Origin of the sequence: Pseudomonas sp. EA_5y_Pfl2_R50, assembly GCF_963970475.1 — a bacterium.
GTDB lineage: Bacteria > Pseudomonadota > Gammaproteobacteria > Pseudomonadales > Pseudomonadaceae > Aquipseudomonas.
Genome location: NZ_CAXAPT010000012.1, coordinates 179780 through 198443, shown reverse-complemented (window position 1 = coordinate 198443; position 18664 = coordinate 179780). Strand labels below are relative to the sequence as shown.

General features: G+C 59.1%; 21 protein-coding genes. 13 read left to right on the top strand and 8 right to left on the bottom strand.

The features are described 5' to 3' along the window. Nucleotides 1-79: 79 nt before the first annotated feature. Both AACY19_RS20870 and AACY19_RS20865 read right to left on the bottom strand, forming a co-directional pair. Nucleotides 80-478 (bottom strand): DUF2177 family protein, encoded by a 399-nt coding sequence (locus AACY19_RS20870; RefSeq protein ID WP_339453527.1) that lies wholly within the window; start codon nt 476-478, stop codon nt 80-82. A 45-nt stretch (nt 479-523) separates the two neighbouring features. Then, entirely contained in the window at nt 524-1360 is an 837-nt protein-coding gene (locus tag AACY19_RS20865) for a CvfB family protein (protein ID WP_339453525.1), read from the bottom strand. Nucleotides 1361-1700: 340 nt separating this feature from the next. On the opposite strand from AACY19_RS20865, the gene AACY19_RS20860 reads away from it, so the two are divergent. The 3 genes from AACY19_RS20860 (at nt 1701) to AACY19_RS20850 (ending at nt 3757) form a co-directional block, all read left to right on the top strand. Continuing rightward, nucleotides 1701-1889: a hypothetical protein gene (locus AACY19_RS20860; protein WP_016985943.1), complete on the top strand. Its 189-nt coding sequence runs from the start codon at nt 1701-1703 to the stop codon at nt 1887-1889. Nucleotides 1890-2093: 204 nt separating this feature from the next. Next, nucleotides 2094-2810 (top strand): TorF family putative porin, encoded by a 717-nt coding sequence (locus AACY19_RS20855; RefSeq protein ID WP_339453523.1) that lies wholly within the window; start codon nt 2094-2096, stop codon nt 2808-2810. Between the two features lie 77 nt (nt 2811-2887). Beyond that, nucleotides 2888-3757: a DUF6279 family lipoprotein gene (locus AACY19_RS20850; RefSeq protein WP_339453521.1), complete on the top strand. Its 870-nt coding sequence runs from the start codon at nt 2888-2890 to the stop codon at nt 3755-3757. A gap of 61 nt (nt 3758-3818) precedes the next feature. Here AACY19_RS20850 and AACY19_RS20845 read toward each other — a convergent pair whose 3' ends face one another. Then, nucleotides 3819-4211: a transcriptional regulator gene (locus AACY19_RS20845; protein WP_339453519.1), complete on the bottom strand. Its 393-nt coding sequence runs from the start codon at nt 4209-4211 to the stop codon at nt 3819-3821. Nucleotides 4212-4387: 176 nt separating this feature from the next. Here AACY19_RS20845 and AACY19_RS20840 point away from each other — a divergent pair, with 176 nt between their 5' ends. The 4 genes from AACY19_RS20840 to AACY19_RS20825 all read left to right on the top strand — a co-directional run bounded on the left by AACY19_RS20840 (nt 4388) and on the right by AACY19_RS20825 (nt 6954). Beyond that, a complete protein-coding gene (locus tag AACY19_RS20840; RefSeq protein ID WP_339453517.1) occupies nt 4388-5122 on the top strand; it encodes a DUF899 domain-containing protein in 735 nt (244 codons plus the stop codon). Nucleotides 5123-5225: 103 nt separating this feature from the next. Beyond that, a complete protein-coding gene (locus AACY19_RS20835; protein ID WP_339453515.1) occupies nt 5226-5501 on the top strand; it encodes a hypothetical protein in 276 nt (91 codons plus the stop codon). A 256-nt stretch (nt 5502-5757) separates the two neighbouring features. After that, nucleotides 5758-6342 (top strand): papain-like cysteine protease family protein, encoded by a 585-nt coding sequence (locus AACY19_RS20830; protein WP_339453513.1) that lies wholly within the window; start codon nt 5758-5760, stop codon nt 6340-6342. Between the two features lie 12 nt (nt 6343-6354). Then, a complete protein-coding gene (locus AACY19_RS20825; protein WP_339453511.1) occupies nt 6355-6954 on the top strand; it encodes a hypothetical protein in 600 nt (199 codons plus the stop codon). 57 nt (nt 6955-7011) lie between these two features. Here the strand turns inward: AACY19_RS20825 and AACY19_RS20820 are convergent, their stop codons facing one another. Further along, on the bottom strand, nt 7012-8352 hold the full coding sequence (locus AACY19_RS20820) for a DEAD/DEAH box helicase (RefSeq protein ID WP_339453510.1): 1341 nt from the start codon (nt 8350-8352) through the stop codon (nt 7012-7014). A gap of 191 nt (nt 8353-8543) precedes the next feature. On the opposite strand from AACY19_RS20820, the gene AACY19_RS20815 reads away from it, so the two are divergent. Further along, nucleotides 8544-9842, top strand: a complete 1299-nt coding sequence (locus AACY19_RS20815; protein ID WP_339453508.1) for a mechanosensitive ion channel family protein — start codon at nt 8544-8546, stop codon at nt 9840-9842. 108 nt (nt 9843-9950) lie between these two features. Here the strand turns inward: AACY19_RS20815 and AACY19_RS20810 are convergent, their stop codons facing one another. The 3 genes from AACY19_RS20810 to AACY19_RS20800 form a co-directional block, all read right to left on the bottom strand. Next, complete coding sequence (locus AACY19_RS20810) at nt 9951-10817, bottom strand: carboxylate/amino acid/amine transporter (RefSeq protein ID WP_339453506.1); 867 nt, start codon at nt 10815-10817, stop codon at nt 9951-9953. Between the two features lie 344 nt (nt 10818-11161). Continuing rightward, nucleotides 11162-11761 carry an FMN-dependent NADH-azoreductase gene (locus tag AACY19_RS20805; RefSeq protein ID WP_339453504.1) on the bottom strand — a complete coding sequence of 200 codons (600 nt, stop codon included), beginning with the start codon at nt 11759-11761 and terminating at the stop codon, nt 11162-11164. A 228-nt stretch (nt 11762-11989) separates the two neighbouring features. Continuing rightward, the gene (locus AACY19_RS20800; protein WP_339453502.1) at nt 11990-12304 is read right to left on the bottom strand and encodes a 3-phosphoglycerate kinase; all 315 of its coding nucleotides are present in this window, start codon (nt 12302-12304) and stop codon (nt 11990-11992) included. A 49-nt stretch (nt 12305-12353) separates the two neighbouring features. On the opposite strand from AACY19_RS20800, the gene AACY19_RS20795 reads away from it, so the two are divergent. From AACY19_RS20795 to aqpZ, 5 genes are all read left to right on the top strand, one after another. Continuing rightward, nucleotides 12354-13277 carry a LysR family transcriptional regulator gene (locus AACY19_RS20795; RefSeq protein ID WP_339453500.1) on the top strand — a complete coding sequence of 308 codons (924 nt, stop codon included), beginning with the start codon at nt 12354-12356 and terminating at the stop codon, nt 13275-13277. A gap of 14 nt (nt 13278-13291) precedes the next feature. After that, on the top strand, nt 13292-14095 hold the full coding sequence (locus AACY19_RS20790; RefSeq protein ID WP_339453499.1) for an alpha/beta fold hydrolase: 804 nt from the start codon (nt 13292-13294) through the stop codon (nt 14093-14095). A gap of 3 nt (nt 14096-14098) precedes the next feature. Next, a complete protein-coding gene (locus AACY19_RS20785; RefSeq protein WP_339453497.1) occupies nt 14099-14662 on the top strand; it encodes a peptidylprolyl isomerase in 564 nt (187 codons plus the stop codon). An 88-nt stretch (nt 14663-14750) separates the two neighbouring features. After that, complete coding sequence (locus AACY19_RS20780) at nt 14751-16583, top strand: ABC transporter ATP-binding protein (RefSeq protein ID WP_339453495.1); 1833 nt, start codon at nt 14751-14753, stop codon at nt 16581-16583. Nucleotides 16584-16790: 207 nt separating this feature from the next. Then, a complete protein-coding gene (aqpZ, locus tag AACY19_RS20775) occupies nt 16791-17483 on the top strand; it encodes an aquaporin Z (RefSeq protein ID WP_339453493.1) in 693 nt (230 codons plus the stop codon). Nucleotides 17484-17512: 29 nt separating this feature from the next. Here aqpZ and AACY19_RS20770 read toward each other — a convergent pair whose 3' ends face one another. Beyond that, a complete protein-coding gene (locus AACY19_RS20770) occupies nt 17513-18637 on the bottom strand; it encodes a GNAT family N-acetyltransferase (RefSeq protein WP_339453491.1) in 1125 nt (374 codons plus the stop codon). Nucleotides 18638-18664: the final 27 nt, after the last annotated feature.

The following is an 18664-nucleotide window of genomic DNA, read 5'->3' as shown; positions in this document are numbered from 1 at the left end:
ACATTTGCTTCTTCAGTGGCGGCAGCAGTGGGTGGCTGTCGGCTCGCGAAGGACCGGCATTGCTTACCTATAGTTCGAATCAGACCTTGCCCAACCGCCTCGCCAGCAAAAAACCGACGCTACAAGCCACAGCAGTAGCAAACGTCCCCCACGCCCAATCCATCAACGACACCTGCGCCGACCAGCCGCGCAACGTCGCCCAATTGGTCAGGTCATACGTGCCGTAAGCTACCAGCCCCAACAGCGCGCCCCGCTTCGCCGCCCATTGCCACGTCACGGCCGGCAACACCACAAACACCACACAACCGAAAACATACAGGCCGTAAAAAACCGCTGCGGGCACCAGCAGCGGTTTTTCCAGCATCAGCGAACCGAGCAGTTCGCGATAGGTCGGCGCCATCAACAGGCCGAGCCAGAGGCCGTCGAGCAAAAGAAACATCACCAGCGTGGCGACGTAGGCTATCAGCGTTTTTTTCATCGAACCGACCTCATGTGTGCCCATGCAAGATGGGCCACGCAAGGCTCAGGTTAGTTCAATGCGATCGGCATGGATGACGATCTTGCCTTCTTTGTACAGCGCACCAATGGCCTTCTTGAAGTTGCCTTTGCTGACACCGAACAGGCTGCTGATCAGCGCCGGATCGCTCTTGTCGCTGACCGCCAAGGTGCCGCTGTTATCACGCAACCTGGCGAGGATCTTCGAGTTCAGGCTGCTGGCCGCTTCCTGGCCAACCGGTTGCAGGCTCAGGGCAATTTTGCCGTCGGCACGCACTTCCTTGATGTAGCCCTTCTCGATCATGCCGGCGCGCATGAACTTGAAGATTTCATTCTTGTGAATCAGCCCCCAGTGCTTGTTGTTGATGATCGCCTTGAAGCCCATATCGGTGGCTTCGGCAACCAGCAGATCAACTTCCTGGCCCTGGCTGTAGTTGGCCGGGGTTTTGTCGAGGTAGCGATCCAGACGCGCAGTGGCGGTGATGCGGCGGGTATGTTTGTCGAGGTAAACGTGAACCACGCAGTACTCGCCTGCGGTCATCTGCCGTTTTTCTTCGGAGTACGGCAGGAGCAGATCTTTCGGCAACCCCCAATCGAGGAACACGCCGATGCTGTTGACTTCAACAACTTTCAGGCTGGCAAATTCGCCGACCTGAACTTTTGGTTTTTCAGTGGTAGCGAGAAGTTTGTCTTCGCTGTCCAGATAAACAAATACGTTGAGCCAGTCTTCATCTTCGCTGGGAATATCTTTGGGGATATAACGGTTGGGCAAAAGAATCTCGCCGTCGGCACCGCCGTCCAGATATAAACCGAAGTTAGTGTGTTTAACCACTTGCAAACTGTTGTAACGCCCGACTAAAGCCATTTCCAGAACCCTCATTGCGTGGGCGGCATTCTACCCGTTTTTGCCTGCGACGTTGGGCGGTAGATCGGCGGTTGCCGGTCATTCTGCGCAAAGCCTTGATTTTCCTTGATCTGCGCCATGCCGGGTGCCGCTCGTCAGTCGGCCATGCGCCCTTCCGACCGAGTACCATACCGTCAGAATTCAGTAATGTTCTTATTTAAAACAGCAGGTTAGCCAAGTATTTCGGATATTGAATCGAGAATAATGCAGTGCCGCGACTGGTTATTCCGGGGGATATTTACCAAGCAATTGTCAAGTTATTCCTGTACGATGCCTGGCCGAGTTACTTTTCTACAGGTTAATGGCCGCCATGCGTGTAAAAGCATCCACCAGCAAAGCAAAGCCAGCTCCAGCCGTTGAAACCAGCGAATCGATCAACGATCAGATCGCAGCGTTCCTCAAGTCCGGCGGCGAGATCCAGCAAATTGCCAAAGGCGTCAGTGGCCAGACGTTCGGCCCGTCCAAGCAGATCAGCCTGGGCAAGAAGTAACACCCGGTTTTACACCCGTCCAGAGGCGCTTTGAGCTTCAAAGCGCCTGGACTGGCACCCCGCCCCTCCCCTTCTGTTTAATCAATCTTATAGAAATCGACGAACGGCCATCAGTGCCGAGTATTCGCCGGTATCCTTGCACGCGTCTAGATCAAGCGTTTCAGCAGGCCATTCGCCCTGCGCTCGCGGTTCATGGAGTGACGCATGCGCAAATCTTTCTGTTTATTGCTCGCAGGCCTGATGGCAGGCCCGGCCGTGCATGCACAGGTTTTCCAGCGTGAACTCGGCGACTTCGACCTCAAGCTCGGCACCACGCCCAGTCGCAGCATGGCCCAAGGGTTGGTCAAACCTGCCGCCGTTGGCTCGTTTCATGGCGGCCTCGACCTGAGCCACGACAGCGGCTTGTACGTCGGCCAGTACGCTCCAAGCATGGGCATCAGCCCGGGCAAGAACCTTGAGATCGACTCCTACGTCGGCTTCAAACAGCCCTTCGACCAGATCCTCGGCTACGAAGTCGGGATGATTCATTACAGCTATCCCCGCCTGGAAACCCTCGACAGTCAGGAACTGTTCGGCGGCCTGACCCTGCTCGGCAGCCGCTTCGGCATCGCCTTGAGCAACGATCCGGATAAACAGAACAACACCTTGTTTGCCGACCTGGGCGGCAATCAGCCCTTTGGCATCGGGCTCAGCATGAAATACACCACCCACCAGCTCAATACGCCGGCGGCGGTGGACGGCGGGTATGTCAGCAGTTTCACTGACTGGTCGGTGAAGTTGTCGCGGCCGTTCATGGGCGTCGACCTTGACTTGATCTACAGCGACTCCAGCCTCAGCGGCAGTGATTGCTCGGCGTACTCCGGGCACAACAGCCAGTGCGACGGCCTCGTCACCCTAAGGGCCGCACGCGCATTCTATTGATCGGCTGAACTGCCGCGCGCATCCTGCATCACATAAGAATCAGATTCCCGAAGCCAGGCTCTCGCAAGGATTTGCCCATGTCTCGCTGGTTCAAGCACATTGCCGCGCTGCTGATGTTCACCCTCGCCCTCGGCGCCTGTAGCCGCGTCGGCCTCGCCTATCGCAACCTCGACGTGATCATTCCGTGGACGCTCGGCGATTATCTGGACATGAACGGCGAGCAGAAAGGCTGGTTCAACGAACGCCTCAAGGAGCACCTGAGCTGGCATTGCACCACGCAATTGCCGGGCTATCTGGATTGGCTTGATCGCTTGCAGACCATGGTCGAAACCAATCAGGTCACCGACGCCGCGCTGCAGGCGCGCACTGCGGAAGCCAAGCAGGCGATTGCCGAAACCGCGAAGGAAATCACTCCGTCAGCCATCGAACTGTTGCAGGGTCTGGATGACAATCAGGTGGCCGAGATGAATGACGCGTTTGCCAAGGATTTGCGCAAGCGTCAGCAGGAATACGTCAAACCTGCGGTCCCTCAGCAAATTGCCGAGCGCGGCGCGCGTATGGTTAAACGCCTGAACGACTGGCTGGGTCCATTGAGCGCCACTCAGGAACAGCGGGTGATGGCCTGGTCGACCGCCCTCGGTGATCAGAACACCCAATGGATCGCCAACCGTGCGCACTGGCAGCAGCAGTTCAGTGCTGCTGTGGCCCAACGCAAAAGTCCCGAATTCCCACAACGAATCGAGACGCTTCTGGTCAATCGTGAGCGTTTATGGACAGCGGATTACCGCACGGCCTACGCCAATACCGAAGCGCAGGGACGTGCGCTGGCGGTGGACCTGATGGCCGAAAGCACGCCGCAACAGCGCCAGCGGTTGCTGAAAAAAATTGAAGGTGTGCGTAAAGACTTCAACGACCTCAAGTGCTTGAAGACCGCACAAAAAACCTGAACAAGACGAAGATCCATTTGGGAGCGAGCAGGCTCGCTCCCAAATGGGGATATCTTTGATCTCAGGCGATTTGCGCTTTTGAAGCAACCTCATCAAACGTCGCCTCGGCCAGCGCATCCTCCTGCTCATCCAGCACCTGACGCGGATGATCATTGCCGGGAATGCTGCTGTCGATCAGGCTCAACAGGCTCGAGCCACGGGGTGTCAGCACGAAATTATTGCCGGTGCTGCCCTCTTCATCCGGGCGCGGCGCAATGTAGCCGCGCAACAGCAATGTCCGCTCGTACTCGCAGGCCAGGGTTTTCAGGTGATCCAGATTCTCGATCGGCTCGCCTGAACTGGCCTTGGCCGCTGCGTAGTCTTCGGCGTAACTACGCGGGGCGAAACTGTGCCCGGCACTGTTTTGCACTTCGTGGAGCAAGCGTTCAATCAAATCCCAGTTATAAGTCGTCATCCTGATTCAACCTCCGGTGCGCAAGAGTTATGGCGCGTTCATAGGTTGTGACCGGAGTGGCTCGCCGCCGTTCAGCCGCATTTCCTGTGCCGACCGACCGACGGTCTGTCGATTTCCCACAGGGATATACGACTAGTCTGAAACAGACGGTTTCAACCCCCGCAGGAGAAATCATCATGAACCTTGAGCATCATCCGGTGGTGTCGCGCGAAGAGTGGCTCACCGCCCGTAAACACCATCTCGCCGACGAAAAAGCGTTCACCCGGGAACGCGACCGACTCAGCGCCCAACGGCGCGCATTGCCATGGGTGATGGTTGACAAGGATTACCATTTCCAAGGCCCGAACGGCGAACTGAAACTGGCCGACCTGTTCGGTCAGCACAGTCAGTTGATCGTCTACCACTTCATGTTCGCCAAAGACTGGGAGGAAGGCTGCCAGGGCTGCTCATTCCTCAGCGACCACATTGATGGCGCCAACCAGCATCTGGCGCACCACGACATCGCAGTGGTCGCGGTTTCCCATGCGCCATTCAACGAATTCCAGGAATTTAAACGGCGGATGGGCTGGAAGTTCGACTGGGTGTCGTCAGAAGGTTGCGACTTCAATTATGACTTCGGCGTTTGCGCCCGCGCCGACGATGTCGCCGCCGGAAAGGCTACGTACAACTACGAAAAAACTGACAGCGCCGAGGAAGAAATGCCGGGGCTGAGCGTGTTTTATCGCAACGCAAACGGTGACATCTTCCATACGTATTCCACGTATGCCCGTGGTCTCGACATGTTGGTCGGCGCCTACAACTATCTGGACCTCACGCCCAAAGGCAGGAATGAAGACGAGATCATGGAGTGGGTTCGGCATCATGATCGCTATGAGGGAGCGGCAAAATCCAGTGGCTGCCACGGAAACTGAGAGGCTTTGTCGGAGCAAGCCCGCTGCCAGAGTTTCTGAACTTTCCACCTGCTCAAGGCCTCAACCGGTTAACCCGCCTTAACCGGAACTGAGGCCTGCCCCGATGAAAACCCTGATCAAGCTCACCCTCGCCGCCACCCTCGCCTGCGCCCTGCCCGTCTGGGCTTGTACGCCGGAAGAAGCCACCGCCAAACGGGAACAACTGGCCAAGGAAGTCTCGAAGCTGACCGAGCAGAATCCGGCCAAGGCCAAGGAAATCAACGCCGAGTTGCAGAAAATGGACTTGGGCACGGCCAGCAAGGATCTGCCGGACAAGTGCCAGTTGATTGATCAGCGCTTGAAAGAACTCGGTAGCGCTGAGAAAAAAGCCGAAAGCTGACAACAAAAGATCGCAGCCTGCAACAGCGCCTGCACCGACCAACGCAGGGGCTGTTGCAGGCTGCAATCTTTTGTCCTTGAAAATGCACAAATGCATTTATTTATTTGCATAAACGCATATTCATGACTAGGGTTACCTCGAGCAAGGAGATCGGAACCGGTCATTGAAGATGGCAACCGTTGAACGCCGATCGCTCGGCATTACCGCACCACCCCAACAAGCTGGACGCTCGTTTTCACTCATGGAGGATTGAAAAATGTTAACCACAGCAGCAACACGATTCACTGGCGAATCACTGCCAAGGTGCCTCGCCAACCATCTGCTCGACCCGCAACTGGTCGACATCGAAGCCGCTGAACAGCTCAGCGCCCTCGCCGCCGGCAGCCTCAACTTCAACATGCAGCAACAAACCCAGACCAACTGGTGCTGGGCAGCCGTTTCCGCATCGGTCGGCAACTATTACCGCACCGGCAACTGGACCCAGTGCGGCGTCGCCAGCACTAAGCTTGATCGCAACTGCTGCAATCAGCCGGGGCCGTGCAACGTTTATGGCTATCTGGACTCGGCCCTGCAAACCACCCGCAGCTACAACGGCATGAATCAGGGTTCATTGCAGATGTCGGCCATTCGCAATCAGATCAGCATGGGCCGCCCGGTCGGCCTGCGTTGCGCCTGGTACGGCGGCGGTGCGCATTTCCTGACGATCTACGGCACCCATGGCGACTATGTGCTGGTCGCGGACTCGATCTACGGCTATTCGACCCGTGCGCTGAACGCGTTCCCCCGCGCCTACAACGGTGGCGGCAACTGGACTCACACCTACTTCACCGTAAAAAACTAGGAGGGCGACATCATGCAACTGACTTATCCGAAAGCGCCTTCCAATGGCGTCAAGACTCTGCGCCCGGCACTGCAAGCCGCGTTGCAAACCCAAGGCTTTGGCGCCAATCGCCAATTTGCCAGTGCCGCTGCAGCGAAGATCAGTCTCAGCGAGGCCTACCGCGGCTATTCGCTCAGCCTGGAAGACCTGAGCGACGGCAAGGGCCTGAAAGACGCCAGGGTCGGTGACTGGCATTATCTGGTGTTTGCCGACGGCGTGACGATGGCCGATGCGCAATTGACCGAGCTGCGTGGGCATGTCGAGTTCGCGTCGCTGAACCACGGCGAACACGCCGCTGCGACGGTGGCTGCGCTGAAACTGGCGGAACAGGCGCCACAATTGCAAGGCAAAACCGTTGAGCTGCGCGTGCTGTTTGTCTCGGCACTGCACGTTGTCGCCATCTGGCTGCACGCCGACGATGAGGATGTGCTGATCCCGATCAAGCCGACGCCGAAGGCGCTGGCGGTCACGCGGTTGTACAGCGAGGCAGCTTTGCTCGCAGCATTGAAGCCGGCGGCTGATCAGGCCAACCGGCGCTTTGACGCCGACACCAGTGGCCAGCTCGGCAACTGATGGACGAAAAAAAACCCGGGACACTGTCCCGGGTTTTTTCTGTGCGCCTGAAACGCCTTATTCAGCCGCAGGCTCTGCTGGCTTGCGACGCTTGAGCGGTGCCATGCCGTCGCTGCTCACCAACGAGTCCGGCTTCGGACGGTTGGCGCTCTTGCGTTTGGTCGGCGTCTTGGCGGCGGATTTCTTCTTGTCGCCTTTGGCGTCAGTCTTTTTCTTCTTCACGCCAACGGCTTTGCCCGAGGCCTTGACCTTCTTCGGCCCGCCGTAGGTGCCTTTGACTTCCTTGATGGTCCGGCGCTCGAAGCTCTGCTTCAGGTAGCGCTCGATGCTCGACATCAGGTTCCAGTCGCCGTGGCAGATCAGCGAGATCGCCAGGCCGTCGTTACCGGCACGGCCAGTACGACCGATGCGGTGCACGTACTCGTCGCCGCTGCGCGGCATGTCGAAATTGATCACCAGATCCAGGCCATCCACGTCCAGACCACGGGCCGCGACGTCGGTCGCCACCAGAATCTTCACACCGCCCTGCTTCAGACGGTCGATCGCCAGTTTGCGATCCTTCTGGTCTTTCTCGCCGTGCAGCACGAACGCTTTGTATTCCTGGGCCACGAGGCGACCGTAGATGCGGTCGGCCATGGCGCGGGTGTTGGTGAAAACGATGGCCTTCTGATAGGTCTCGTTGGCCAGCAGCCAGTTGACGATCTGCTCTTTGTGCTGGTTGTGGTCGGCGGTGATGATCTGCTGACGGGTGGTCGAGTTCAGCTGGCTGACCGCGTTGAGCTGCAGGTGCTCAGGGTTGTTCAGCACCTTGGCGATCATCTCGCGCAGGCCGGAACCGCCGGTGGTGGCGGAGAACAGCATGGTCTGCTGACGGTTCGGGCATTCGTCGACCAGACGCTGCACGTCCTCGGCAAAGCCCATGTCGAGCATGCGGTCGGCTTCATCGAGCACCAGCACTTCGACTTCTTTCAGGTCGAGGTTGCCGGCGTTGAGTTGCTCGATCATCCGGCCCGGGGTACCGATCAGAATGTCCGGCACTTTACGCAGCATGGCGGCCTGCACCTTGAAGTCTTCACCGCCGGTGATCAGGCCGGACTTGATGAAGGTGAACTGCGAGAAGCGTTCAACTTCCTTCAAGGTCTGCTGGGCCAGTTCGCGGGTCGGCAGCAGAATCAGGGTCTTGATGCTGACGCGAACCTTGGCCGGGCCGATCAGGCGATTGAGGATCGGCAGAACGAAAGCGGCAGTTTTACCGCTACCGGTTTGCGCAGTCACCCGCAAATCACGCCCTTGGAGCGCCAGCGGAATGGCCGCGGCTTGCACAGGCGTTGGCTCGACAAATTTCAGCTCGGCCACAGCTTTTAGCAGGCGTTCGTGCAGGGCGAATTGGGAAAACACGGGTGCTACCTCGAAGATATGCAAAAAAACAGCTGCATAGGTTACCGGTTTCGAGCGCTCAGGCCGAGTTTCTTTATGCAAACGGCCGCAATCTGTGGTTTTTTTGTTGCCTTATTTGTCTCCAACGGTAATACGCAGCGTCTTAAGTGCTCTAATCATCCGTCGCGTCTTACAGAAGAATCGTTGTATTTATGGATATCAAACAGCTCTGGCTCAACGCCCAGGACCTCTGGGGCACCCTCGAACAGCATCCGCTCTTGCAGGCGGGGCTCGCGCTGACCGTGTTATTGGTGATCGCGCTGTTGCTCGGACGAGTGGCGCGCTATCTGATCCTGCATGCCAGCCGCATGCTCGGCCGCCAGCCGGCACTGCACTGGATCAATGACTTTCGCCACAACAAGGTATTTCAGCGCCTGGCGCAGATGACGCCGTCGCTGGTGATCCAGTTCGGCCTCCATCTGGTGCCGGAACTGAGCAAAACGGCCATGACCTTCCTCGGTAATGTGGCGTTGTCGTTCACCATTCTGTTCCTGCTGCTGGCGGTCAGCGCCCTGCTCAACGCCCTGCTCGACATCTATGCACGTACCGAGCATGCCCGCACCCGCTCGATCAAAGGCTACGTGCAACTGGCGAAAATGGTCTTGTACGTGTTCGGCGCGATCATCATCGTCGCGACGCTGATCGACCGTTCACCGCTGTTGCTGCTGTCCGGTCTGGGTGCCATGTCGGCGGTGATTCTGTTGGTCTACAAGGATACGCTGCTGTCGTTCGTCGCCAGCGTGCAGTTGACCAGCAATGACATGCTGCGGGTCGGCGACTGGATCGAGATGCCGCAAGTCGGCGCCGATGGCGATGTGGTCGACATCACCCTGCACACGGTCAAGGTGCAGAATTTCGACAAGACCATCGTCTCGATCCCGACCTGGCGGCTGATGTCCGAGTCGTTCAAGAACTGGCGCGGCATGCAGCAATCGGGCGGGCGCCGAATCAAGCGCAGCCTGTTCATCGACGCCAGCGGCGTGCGCTTCATTCGCGATGACGAGGAAGAAAAACTCTCCCAGGTGCACCTGCTGACCGACTACATGAGCCGCAAGAAAGCCGAGCTCAAGGCGTGGAACGAGGCACAGGGCAATGTCGCGGCGATGTCGGCGAACCGTCGGCGCATGACCAACATCGGCACGTTCCGCGCTTATGCCTTGGCGTATCTGAAGAGTCACCCGGACATCCAGCCGAACATGACCTGCATGGTCCGCCAGATGCAGACCACCGCGCAGGGCATTCCGCTGGAGATCTACTGCTTCACTCGCACCACGGCGTGGGCGGATTACGAGCGCATTCAGGGGGATATTTTCGATTATCTGCTGGCGGTGTTACCGGAGTTTGGCTTGAGCCTGTATCAGCAGCCGAGTGGCGGGGACCTGCGCTCTGGCCTGCTGCCAGCCGTGCTCGGCTCGGCAAGCATTCCCGAGCCACAAAAGCACCTCATGTAATCCACAGATCAAAACTGTGGGAACGGGCTTGCTCGCGAAGACGCCAGATCAATCAACATAGCGTTGGATGACACACCATTTTCGCGGGCAAGCCCTCTTCCACGGGGGTTATGCGGTGGTGGGTGATGTGCGGATGCCGAGGCGGCTAATCCACACCGCAGCGAGGATGACGCTGCCTCCCAGGAACAACCGCCCCAATTCCTCATGCTGATTCCAGATCAGCAGATTCAGCAGCAATCCCACCGGCACATGCAGGTTGTTCATCACTGCCAGGGTGCCGCCGTTGACCATGCACGCGCCCTTGTTCCACCAGTACAGGCCCAGCGCGGTCGAGACCAGACCGAGGAACAGCAACACGCCCCACTGCAATGGCGCTTCCGGCAGAAAATTCGCTTTGCCGAACAGCAGGAATGCCGGCAGCACTACCGCCAATGCGCCAAGGTAGAAGAAGCCGAAACGCCGGTAATGCGGCAAATCGCTCGGGTGTCTGGCCACCAGATGTTTGTACAGGACCTGGCCGGCGGCGTAGGTGAAGTTGGCCAGTTGCAGCAACAGGAACCCCATGAAGAAGTCCGGGCTGATGCTGTCGAAGCGGATGACCGCCGCGCCGCCCACCGCCACCAGCGCCGCAATCAGTGCCCACGGATTGAAGCGGCGGTTCAGTGCGTCTTCGATCAGCGTCACGTGCAGCGGCGTGAGGATGGTGAACAGCAACACCTCCGGCACCGTCAGCACACGGAAGCTCAGGTACAGGCAGACGTAGGTCACGCCGAACTGCAGCGCACCGATCAGCAGCATGCCGCGCATGAACGCGGGTTCCACCGAGCGCCAGCGGGTCAGAGGGATGAACACCAGCCCGGCCAGCACCACGCGCACCAGCACGGCGAAGTAGCTGTCGACGTGTCCGGCCAGGTATTCGCCGATCAGACTGAAGGAAAACGCCTGGATCAGCGTGACAAAAAGTAGATAGCCCATGCTCGCCCCTATTTTGAATGGCGGCGACGATAGCGGTTTTTGTGCCGGACCGCGAACCCCGAACAATACAAATCCCTGTGGGAGCGGGCTTGCTCGCGAAAGGGGCGTGTCATTCAACATTGATCTCGCCTGACGCACCGGCTTCGCGAGCAAGCCCGCTCCCACAGGAGGTTTTGCGTCGTTCAAAAAATACAGGCAAAAAAAAGCCCGATCTCGCTAATGCGTTCAATCGGGCTACGGCACTCAGGAGCAACAAGTGCAAAGGGAGGTTCGATGCGCGTAGAGCCTTGAAGGGGTTGCGCCAGGTCACTTAAACAATCAGCGATTATCTGGCGATTAACGTGTCAGGCGACCTGGGACAGCTTGGCGTTGGCCTGATTCAGGCCCTTCTCCTGGAAGTCGCCACCGAGGTTCATGCCTTCGGCGTGGATGAAGGTCACGTCGTGGATGCCGATGAACGCCATCACCTGACGCAGGTACGGTTCCTGATGATCCGCAGGACCGCCGGCGTAGATGCCGCCGCGAGCGGTGAGCACGTAGGCACGTTTGCCGCTGAGCAGGCCTTGCGGGCCGGTTTCGGTGTACTTGAAGGTCACGCCAGCACGCAGCACGTGATCGAGCCAGGCCTTGAGGGTGCTCGGGATGGCGAAGTTGTACATCGGCGCGGCCATCACCAGCACGTCGGCGGCGAGCAATTCATCGGTCAATTCGTTGGAGCGATCCAGCGACGATTGCTCGCTGTCGCTGCGCTGATCGGCAGGCTTCATCCAGCCGCCCAACAGGTTGATGTCCAGGTGCGGGACCGGGTTCACGGCGACGTCACGCACGGTGATCTGATCGGCGGGGTGTGCAGCTTTCCACTGGTTGATGAAGGTCTGGGTCAGTTGACGGGACACCGAGTCTTGCTGGCGGGCGCTGCTTTCGATGATCAGAACGCGGGACATGTTGTGTAGCCTCCATCCGAGAATGTTGTAAGTCGATGGAGTGAAGGCTATACAGAGCCGAATCGATGAAAAAGCGCAAATAATTGCTGCAAAGCATCGAATATTTCGTTTATATGCGCTTACCCCCTGCGGAGCGGGCTTGCTCGCGACAGCGCCGCGTCATTCCAAAAAGCAGGACTGAACCGACGCCTTCGCGGGCAAGCCCGCTCCCACAAGGGACTGGCGGTGTTATTTCGGGCTGCAGGTCAGGTTGATGCGCAGCTTGATGATCTCGCGGGTGAACTTGGCCGTGGCGTTTTTATGCTTGCCCGCCGGTACGTCGATATTGCGCGTGCGTGGTGCTTCCGGACCATTCTGGAAAACCGCCTTGCAGGTCGCATCGACATCGCCGTAGTTGGCCACCCGGATCGAGCCGATGTCGTTGTCGGTATCGAAGGTCTCGTAATCGATCTTCATGCCGTTGAGGTTCTTCTGCACATCGATCGGATAAGCAAAAGCAGTCAGCGGAAGCAGCGCCAGCACCACACAACAGAATTTTTTCATTCGGCAGTCTCCATGGGGGACGGCCAGCTTAGGACAAGAGGAGCTATTGATGAAAGCGCCCCGCGTGACCCTTGATCAATGGCGAACATTGCAGGCCGTGGTCGACCACGGCGGATTCGCCCAGGCCGCCGAGGTCTTGCACCGTTCGCAATCGTCGGTGAGCTACACCGTCGCCCGTATGCAGGACCAGCTCGGCGTGCCGCTGCTGCGCATCGACGGACGCAAAGCGGTGCTCACCGAAGCCGGCGGTGTGCTGCTGCGTCGTTCGCGACAACTGGTGAAACAGGCCAGCCAGCTGGAAGACCTCGCTCACCACATGGAGCAAGGCTGGGAGGCCGAGGTGCGATTGGTGGTGGATGCCGCCTACCCGACGGCGCGCCTTGTCCGCGCGTTGACCGCGTTCATGCCGCAAAGCCGTGGCTGCCGGGTACGACTGCGCGAGGAAGTGCTGTCGGGCGTGGAAGAAGTGCTGCTCGAAGGCGTCGCCGATCTGGCGATCACCGGTTTCAGCATCCCCGGCTACCTCGGCGCAGAATTGTGTGATGTCGAGTTCGTCGCCGTCGCCCACCCTGAACACTCGCTGCATCGTCTCAATCGGGAACTGAGCTTCCAGGATCTGGAAACCCAGATGCAAGTGGTGATCCGCGACTCCGGTCGCCAGCAACCACGGGACGTCGGCTGGCTCGGTGCCGAACAACGCTGGACGGTCGGCAGCCTTGCCACCGCCGCGACCTTCGTCGGCAATGGCCTGGGCTTTGCCTGGCTGCCCCGGCACATGATCGAGCGCGAATTGAAGGAAGGCTCGCTCAAGCTGCTACCGTTGGATCAGGGCGGCAGCCGCAACCCGAGCTTCTACCTGTACTCGAACAAGGACAAACCCCTGGGCCCGGCGACGCAAATCCTCATCGAATTGCTGCGTACCTTCGACACCCTGCCGCTGGACGCGCCGTTCGCCGCCCCTGAACAAGCCTGACACGGAGTTCACCGATGGCCTATTTCGAGCATGAAGGTTGCAATCTGCACTATGAGGAATATGGCCACGGCACCCCGTTGCTGCTGGTTCACGGGTTGGGTTCAAGCACGCTGGACTGGGAACTGCAGATCCCGGCACTGGCGGCGCATTATCGGGTGATCGTCCCGGACATCCGTGGTCACGGGCGCTCCGACAAACCCCGCGAGCGCTACAGCATCGCCGGTTTCAGTGCCGATGTCGTGGCGCTGATCGAGCATTTGAACCTCGGCCCGGTGCATTACGTCGGGCTGTCGATGGGCGGCATGATCGGCTTCCAGTTGGGCGTCGATCAGCCGGATCTGCTCAAAAGCCTGACCATCGTCAACAGCGCGCCTGCGGTCAAATTGCGCAGCCGCGATGATTATTGGCAATGGTTCAAACGCTGGAGCCTGATGCGCGTGCTCAGCCTCGCCAGCATCGGCAAAGCCCTGGGTGGCAAACTGTTTCCGAAACCGGAGCAGGCCGATCTGCGGCAGAAAATGGCCGAACGCTGGGCAAAAAACGACAAACGTGCTTATCTCGCCAGCTTCGATGCAATCGTTGGCTGGGGGGTGCAGGAACGACTTTCCCGGGTGATCTGTCCAACGCTCGTCATCAGCGCCGACCGTGACTACACACCGGTCGCGGTGAAAGAAACCTATGTAAAACTGCTGCCGAATGCGCGGTTGGTGGTGATCACCGACTCCCGCCACGCCACACCGCTCGATCAACCCGAACGCTTCAATCAAACGCTGCTGGAGTTCCTCGCCACAGCCGAAAATCAATCTCAGGATCACTGACCCATGCTGAAAAAACTCGCCCTCGCCGCTGGTACCGTACTGTTCGCCGCCAACCTGATGGCAGCCACGCCGACCAAAGCACCTCACGTGCTGCTGGACACCACCAACGGTCAGATCGAAATCGAACTGGACCCGGTCAAAGCGCCGATCAGTACCAAAAACTTTCTCGAATACGTCAACAGCGGCTTCTACAACAACACGATTTTCCACCGCGTGATCCCGGGCTTCATGGCCCAGGGCGGCGGCTTCACCCAGCAAATGCAACAGAAAGAAACCAAGGCACCGATCAAGAACGAAGCCAGCAATGGCCTGCACAACGTTCGCGGCACCCTGTCGATGGCGCGCACCTCCAACCCTGATTCGGCCACCAGCCAGTTCTTCATCAACGTGGCTGACAATGCGTTCCTCGATCCGGGCCGTGACGCCGGTTACGCCGTGTTCGCCAAAGTGGTCAAGGGCATGGACGTGGTCGACATCATCGTCAATTCGCAAACCACCACTAAAAGCGGCATGCAAAACGTGCCTGTCGACCCTGTGATCATCAAATCGGCCAAAGTCATCGACTAAGTCGTACAGGGCGTATCGAGCGGCACCGGGCTGACCCCGTGCCGCTCACACTGATAAAAGGAGAGCCCGTACTCCGGGTGGTTATCTGATGCTCTATCGCCGTTTCGAACAACTGATCGACGTGTTCCGCGACGCTCCCACGGCATCCCCGCCGGATCGCGTGCTGCCCTTCTACACCTATTACCTCAAGCAGGTCTGGCCGAGTTTTGCCGCCCTGCTCACCGTCGGATTGTTCGGCGCCTTGATCGAAGTGGCATTGTTCAGCTACCTCAGTCGCATCATCGACCTCGCCCAAGGCGCGCCTGACCCGAATTTCTTTCAGGAACACGGCCTGGAGTTGGCCTGGATGGCCGTGGTCGCGCTGATCCTGCGCCCGGTGTTCGTCGGCCTGCACGACTTGCTGGTGCATCAGACCCTGAGCCCGAGCATGACCAGCCTGATTCGCTGGCAGAACCACAGCTACGTGCTCAAGCAGAGCCTGAATTTCTTCCAGAACGACTTCGCCGGACGTATTGCCCAGCGCATCATGCAGACCGGCAACTCGCTGCGTGACTCCGCCGTGCAAGCAGTGGATGCGTTGTGGCATGTGCTGATCTATGCAATCAGCTCGCTGGTGCTGTTCGCCGAAGCCGACTGGCGCCTGATGATCCCGCTGCTGACGTGGATCGCCGCCTACATCGGCGCACTCTACTATTTCGTGCCACGGGTCAAGGAACGCTCGGTGGTGTCCTCCGATGCACGCTCCAAACTGATGGGGCGGATCGTCGACGGCTACACCAACATCGCCACCCTGAAACTGTTTGCCCACACCAACTTCGAACAGCAATACGCCCGCGAAGCCATCGAAGAACAGACCGAAAAAGCCCAACTGGCGGGCCGTGTCGTGACCAGCATGGACATCGCCATCACCACCATGAACGGCTTGCTGATCGTCAGCACCACCGGTCTGGCCTTGTGGTTGTGGACGCAATCGCTGATCAGCGTCGGCGCGATTGCCCTGGCCACCGGCCTGGTGATCCGCATCGTCAACATGTCCGGCTGGATCATGTGGGTAGTCACCGGCATTTTCGAAAACATCGGCATGGTCCAGGACGGTTTGCAGACCATCGCGCAACCGGTCAGCGTCACCGATCAGGAACAGGCCAAACCGCTGGAAGTCTCCCGTGGTGAAGTGCGTTTCGAGCATGTGGATTTTCACTACGGCAAGAAGAAAGGCATCATCGGCGACCTCAACCTGAACATCAGACCGGGGGAAAAAATCGGTTTGATCGGGCCGTCCGGCGCCGGCAAATCAACCTTGGTCAACCTGCTGCTGCGCCTGTATGACGTCGAGGGCGGACGCATCCTCATCGACGGCCAGAACATCGCCGAAGTCGGCCAGGAAAGCCTGCGTGCGCGGATCGGCATGATCACTCAGGACACCTCGCTGCTGCACCGTTCGATCCGCGACAACTTGCTGTACGGCAAACCGGATGCGACCGACGCCGAGCTCTGGGATGCGGTGCACAAGGCCCGCGCGGATGAATTCATTCCGCTGCTGTCGGACGCCGAGGGCCGTACCGGTTTCGACGCGCACGTCGGTGAACGCGGGGTGAAACTGTCTGGCGGTCAGCGCCAGCGCATCGCAATTGCCCGGGTACTGCTCAAGGACGCGCCCATCCTGATCATGGACGAAGCCACCTCGGCGCTGGACTCGGAAGTCGAGGCAGCGATTCAGGAGAGCCTGGAAACCCTGATGCAGGGCAAAACCGTGATCGCCATCGCTCACCGCCTCTCGACCATCGCCCGCATGGATCGCCTGGTGGTGCTGGAAAACGGCAAGATCGCCGAGAGCGGCACCCACGCCGAACTGCTCGCCCATCGCGGCTTGTATGCACGACTGTGGGCGCACCAGACCGGAGGGTTTGTCGGAATCGACTGACACACCGCTCCCACAATGGCCATGCGACAGCCCACAACTCCGCCAGAGCCCGCTAACCACGGGCTCTGGCGGTTTTTTCTGGCCGCTGGAAATCTGCAAAAATCCTGCTGTACTCAGCCAAAGGTTCCGGCACGGAACCTGTCACAAGTCTGCAGGGATGCACTACCTGATGCAGTCTCGATAGCAGCGCTATCAAGGACTCTTCTCATGTCTCTGTTCAAACGTTCAGTCACCGAGTTGTTGGGTACGTTCTGGCTGGTGCTGGGAGGGTGTGGCAGTGCAGTGATCGCCGCGTCTTCGCCACTGGGTATCGGGGTGCTGGGAGTGGCCCTGGCGTTTGGTCTGACGGTGCTGACGATGGCGTTCGCCATCGGCCACATCAGCGGATGTCATCTCAATCCGGCCGTGTCGGTCGGTCTGTTCGTCGGCGGTCGGTTTCCGGCCAGAGAGTTGCCCGCCTACATCATCGCCCAGGTGCTTGGTGCGATCATCGCGGCGGCATTGATCGTCTACATCGGCAGCGGCAAGGAGGGCTTCGAAGTCGCCAATGGACTGGCCTCCAATGGCTACGGCGAGCATTCGCCGGGCAAGTATTCGATGGCGGCCGGGTTTGTCTGTGAAGTGGTCATGACCGCAATGTTTGTGATCATCATCCTCGGTGCCACCGACAGGCGCGCGCCACCGGGGCTGGCACCGATTGCCATTGGCCTGGGCCTGACCCTGATCCATCTGATCTCCATACCTGTCACCAACACCTCGGTCAACCCGGCGCGCAGTACGGGCCCAGCGTTGATGGTCGGCGGCTGGGCGATCGCGCAGTTGTGGATGTTCTGGGTGGCGCCGTTGATTGGCGCGGTACTCGGCGGCGGGGTTTATCGCTGGCTGGGCAAAGAAGACTAACCAAGGCAAACACAACCCCCCACAGGGATCTAGGCCTGGCGGTAAGGCAAGGCTGTTTTCGCCTCTTCGGCATAAGCGAGGACGCCGGCGCGCTCCTGCTTCAGGAAGTCCTTCACCGCCGCATTCAGCCCCGGATGGCGCAGGTAATGCCACGAATGGGTGATCACGGGTTCAAACCCGCGAATCAGCTTGTGCTCGCCTTGGGCGCCGGCGTCGAACCGCTGCAAACCCTGTGCAATCGCATAGTCCATGCCCTGATAAAAACAGGTTTCGAAGTGCAGCCGGTCAAATTCGGCCAGACATCCCCAGTAACGGCCATAGAAACTGTCGCCACCCACCAGACTGAACGCCATCGCCACCGGACGTGAGCCCTGTCGCGCCAGCACCACACGGATCGCTTGCGGCATGCGCTCGGCCAACAGGCTGAAAAATTCCCGCGTCAGATACGGCGCTTGCCGGCGCACGGCGTAGGTGTTGGCGTAGCAGGCGTAGACGAAATCCCACTGTGCCTCGTTGATTTCACGCCCCTCCAGCCACTCGAATTCAAAGCCCTGCCCCGCCACTTGCTCGCGCTCCTTGCGCATCTGTTTGCGTTTGCGCGAACTGAGTGCGTCGAGGAAATCCTGAAAGTCGCGGTAACCGCGATTCTGCCAGTGGTACTGACAGCCAATGCGTTGCAGCCAGCCCGGCTGTTCGGCCATCGCAGCGTCAGTGAAGGGGTCAGTAAAGTTGATGTGGGCGCTGGAAAGCCCTTCGATCTCCAGATAGCCCGGCAGGCTTTTGAGCAGCTCGAAACCCTCTTCGACATTCGCCGCCAACAGCCGTGGGCCGCCGACCGGACTGAAGGGCACGGCAGCCAACAGCTTGGGGTAATACTCGATGCCGGCACGGGCACAGGCGTCGGCCCAGCCATGATCGAAGACGTACTCGCCATAGGAATGCCACTTGCGATAAGCGGGCAGCGCGGCGATCAGCCGATCCTCTTCGATGTGCAGCAAATGCTCCGCTTGCCAGCCGGTGTGCGGGCCAACGCTGCCACTGTCTTCCAGCGCACTCAGAAACGCATGGCGCAGAAACGGCTGACTCTCCGGCACCAGCGCGTCCCACACCGACGGGGCAATTTCTGACAGGTTTTGCAGGCATTTCAACGGCATCAACTGGTTCTCCACATCCGGGCATCA

What these genes read in the sequence shown, in the direction of transcription:
- AACY19_RS20870 (WP_339453527.1), bottom strand. Translation starts at nt 478, where the DNA reads ATGAAAAAAACGCTGATAGCCTACGTCGCCACGCTGGTGATGTTTCTT.
- AACY19_RS20865 (WP_339453525.1), bottom strand. Translation starts at nt 1,360, where the DNA reads ATGGCTTTAGTCGGGCGTTACAACAGTTTGCAAGTGGTTAAACACACT.
- AACY19_RS20860 (WP_016985943.1), top strand. Translation starts at nt 1,701, where the DNA reads ATGGCCGCCATGCGTGTAAAAGCATCCACCAGCAAAGCAAAGCCAGCT.
- AACY19_RS20855 (WP_339453523.1), top strand. Translation starts at nt 2,094, where the DNA reads ATGCGCAAATCTTTCTGTTTATTGCTCGCAGGCCTGATGGCAGGCCCG.
- AACY19_RS20850 (WP_339453521.1), top strand. Translation starts at nt 2,888, where the DNA reads ATGTCTCGCTGGTTCAAGCACATTGCCGCGCTGCTGATGTTCACCCTC.
- AACY19_RS20845 (WP_339453519.1), bottom strand. Translation starts at nt 4,211, where the DNA reads ATGACGACTTATAACTGGGATTTGATTGAACGCTTGCTCCACGAAGTG.
- AACY19_RS20840 (WP_339453517.1), top strand. Translation starts at nt 4,388, where the DNA reads ATGAACCTTGAGCATCATCCGGTGGTGTCGCGCGAAGAGTGGCTCACC.
- AACY19_RS20835 (WP_339453515.1), top strand. Translation starts at nt 5,226, where the DNA reads ATGAAAACCCTGATCAAGCTCACCCTCGCCGCCACCCTCGCCTGCGCC.
- AACY19_RS20830 (WP_339453513.1), top strand. Translation starts at nt 5,758, where the DNA reads ATGTTAACCACAGCAGCAACACGATTCACTGGCGAATCACTGCCAAGG.
- AACY19_RS20825 (WP_339453511.1), top strand. Translation starts at nt 6,355, where the DNA reads ATGCAACTGACTTATCCGAAAGCGCCTTCCAATGGCGTCAAGACTCTG.
- AACY19_RS20815 (WP_339453508.1), top strand. Translation starts at nt 8,544, where the DNA reads ATGGATATCAAACAGCTCTGGCTCAACGCCCAGGACCTCTGGGGCACC.
- AACY19_RS20810 (WP_339453506.1), bottom strand. Translation starts at nt 10,817, where the DNA reads ATGGGCTATCTACTTTTTGTCACGCTGATCCAGGCGTTTTCCTTCAGT.
- AACY19_RS20805 (WP_339453504.1), bottom strand. Translation starts at nt 11,761, where the DNA reads ATGTCCCGCGTTCTGATCATCGAAAGCAGCGCCCGCCAGCAAGACTCG.
- AACY19_RS20800 (WP_339453502.1), bottom strand. Translation starts at nt 12,304, where the DNA reads ATGAAAAAATTCTGTTGTGTGGTGCTGGCGCTGCTTCCGCTGACTGCT.
- AACY19_RS20795 (WP_339453500.1), top strand. Translation starts at nt 12,354, where the DNA reads ATGAAAGCGCCCCGCGTGACCCTTGATCAATGGCGAACATTGCAGGCC.
- AACY19_RS20790 (WP_339453499.1), top strand. Translation starts at nt 13,292, where the DNA reads ATGGCCTATTTCGAGCATGAAGGTTGCAATCTGCACTATGAGGAATAT.
- AACY19_RS20785 (WP_339453497.1), top strand. Translation starts at nt 14,099, where the DNA reads ATGCTGAAAAAACTCGCCCTCGCCGCTGGTACCGTACTGTTCGCCGCC.
- AACY19_RS20780 (WP_339453495.1), top strand. Translation starts at nt 14,751, where the DNA reads ATGCTCTATCGCCGTTTCGAACAACTGATCGACGTGTTCCGCGACGCT.
- aqpZ (WP_339453493.1), top strand. Translation starts at nt 16,791, where the DNA reads ATGTCTCTGTTCAAACGTTCAGTCACCGAGTTGTTGGGTACGTTCTGG.
- AACY19_RS20770 (WP_339453491.1), bottom strand. Translation starts at nt 18,637, where the DNA reads ATGCCGTTGAAATGCCTGCAAAACCTGTCAGAAATTGCCCCGTCGGTG.